Raw genomic sequence first — 1,540 nt, forward strand, 5'->3', positions numbered from 1 at the left:
AAGATGAGAACACAACACAAACTATCGTTGCATAGAGAGACACTTAAACATAGGAATAAAAAAAGAGCCAAGGTGACTGCGTCACCTGGCTCCTCGGTCCACCAACATCAAAAATTCATGAACCATTTTATTTTATTAAAGTAATCGTTAAGGAGAACAGAGAGTCTTAACATAAAATTTACAATAGATTTACATTAAATTTACAATCGCTTGTTATAATAGAGGTGTGCTGATGGTTTGACTATCAGACGAGTGATTAGATGTCGTTGAAACATTAGAAATCAAAAGGAGATGTACATTAATGAAAAAAACATTAAAAGCTTTACCATTATTAGCAACTGTAGGATTAGTATTATCATCAGTTGTACCAGCATTCGCACAAGAGGGAACAATTAACGTTGTTTCTCGTGAAGATGGATCAGGAACACGTGGAGCATTCGTAGAAATCGTTGGTGTTGTTGACGAAAACGAAGATGACATGACTACTACATCAGCTGCAATCCAAAACGGTACTAACGGAGTTATGCAAACTGTTGCTGGAGATCCAAATGCAATCGGATATATCTCATTAGGTTCATTAAATGATACAGTTAAAGCTGTTACTGTTGATGGAGCAGAAGCTACTCCAGAAGCAATTAACGCTGGAGATTACCCAATCGCTCGTCCATTCGTAGTGGCATGGGGAGAAGATCAATCTGACTTATCAGCTGACTTCTTAACATTCATCCACTCTCAAGAAGGACAAACAATCGTTGAAGAAGAAGGATACATCGCTGTAGACGCTTCTGCATCTGCTGAAGGTGAAGAATCATCTGAAGAAGCTTCATCTGAAGAAACAACTGAAGAGCCAGCTGAAGGCGAAGAGTCTGCTGGAGCTGAAGAAGCTGCGTCTGAAGAAGAAACTACAGAAGAAGAAGCTTCATCAGAAGAAACAACTGAAGAAGAGTCAGCTACAGAAGAAGAATCAACTGAAGAAGAATCAGGATCAGTTGTTGCTTCATTACCTTCATACGAAGCTGCTGGCTTAGAAGGAACTATTGAAGTTGTTGGATCTACATCAGTAACTCCAGTTATGGAAGTTTTAGCTGAAGAATACATGGCTTTAAACCCAGACGTAACTATTAACATTACTTCAAATGGTTCATCTGCTGGTATCCAAGCTGCAACTGGTGGAGCTGCTGACTTAGGTATGTCTTCTCGTGAATTAACAGAAGATGAAGCTGCAGCATTAAACCAAACAAACATCGCTCTTGATGGAATTTCTGTTGTAGTTCACCCAGAAAGTACAGTAGAAGATTTATCATTAGAAACAATTCGTTCGATCTTCTTAGGTGAAGTTACTGAGTGGGAAGAAGCAGCTCAATAATTTTTAAACTATCATAGAGATTTATAACACACCTCTTCGGAGGTGTGTTTTTCATGTGCGCCCGGCATGGGCGATAACTTGGTGGTGAAAGTCCACTACAGACTTGGCAGTAGGAACTGTTAGCTAAAGGCAAGGGTGTCCACCGTGAGGTGGAATCTGAAGGAAGCCGGAGGC

1 protein-coding gene is annotated in these 1,540 nt (G+C 40.1%); it reads left to right on the forward strand.

What is annotated here, in order from left to right; genetic code table 11:
• Positions 1-301 precede the first annotated feature (301 nt).
• On the forward strand, positions 302-1,366 hold the full coding sequence (locus tag ACEN4N_RS11405) for a substrate-binding domain-containing protein (RefSeq protein WP_407094262.1): 1,065 nt from the start codon (positions 302-304) through the stop codon (positions 1,364-1,366).
• Positions 1,367-1,540: the final 174 nt, after the last annotated feature.

This window comes from Ruoffia sp. FAM 20857, from assembly GCF_045528645.1.
Taxonomy (GTDB): Bacteria; Bacillota; Bacilli; order Lactobacillales; family Aerococcaceae; genus Ruoffia; species Ruoffia halotolerans.

What these genes read in the sequence shown, in the direction of transcription:
- ACEN4N_RS11405 (WP_407094262.1), top strand. Translation starts at nt 302, where the DNA reads ATGAAAAAAACATTAAAAGCTTTACCATTATTAGCAACTGTAGGATTA.